Raw genomic sequence first — 504 nt, forward strand, 5'->3', positions numbered from 1 at the left:
GGTAGTGGCATTATGCTGCGGACACCACTAGAGACGTGCTGCGCCCCTGTATCTCACGGAAATACCGGAACTTTCTTTTCTTCGGCCCTGCTGCGGACCTGGGGCTCCGCTTGTTACCGTCAGGGGTAGCGAGCATGCCCACGGACGGGCAGCAGTTCTGTGAGGAAGCATATGGACCCACGCCCGGACGGCATCTCGGTGATCATCCGGGACGGGATCGTGGATGCCGACATGGACATCGCCACCGACGACATCGCCACCGACATGGCCCGCCCGGCCCTCGAGGTCGCCCACAGCCTCCAAACCGCGGTCCATGAAGGAATCGGCCGCACCGGACTCACCGCAGGCAACATCAATGTGACCGTCCTGGCCATTGAACCGGCCACCCCACCAAAGCCTCAAGTCCATCCCGGAGCCTGATCTGCGAGGACCCCGGGATTCATGACAATTATTGGGAAAGGCCACCAAGGCCGGCGCGTGGCGGGGGGACCAGCCAGTGCTTTC

The 504-nt window shown here is 62.9% G+C and carries 1 protein-coding gene; it reads left to right on the forward strand.

Annotated elements, in window-relative coordinates; all coding sequences use genetic code 11:
- Positions 1 to 171 precede the first annotated feature (171 nt).
- The gene (locus tag AC5RWU_RS24555) at positions 172 to 420 is read left to right on the forward strand and encodes a hypothetical protein (RefSeq protein ID WP_493986777.1); all 249 of its coding nucleotides are present in this window, start codon (positions 172 to 174) and stop codon (positions 418 to 420) included.
- Positions 421 to 504 lie beyond the last annotated feature (84 nt).

The organism is Arthrobacter sp. B0427-1-12 (genome assembly GCF_059092905.1).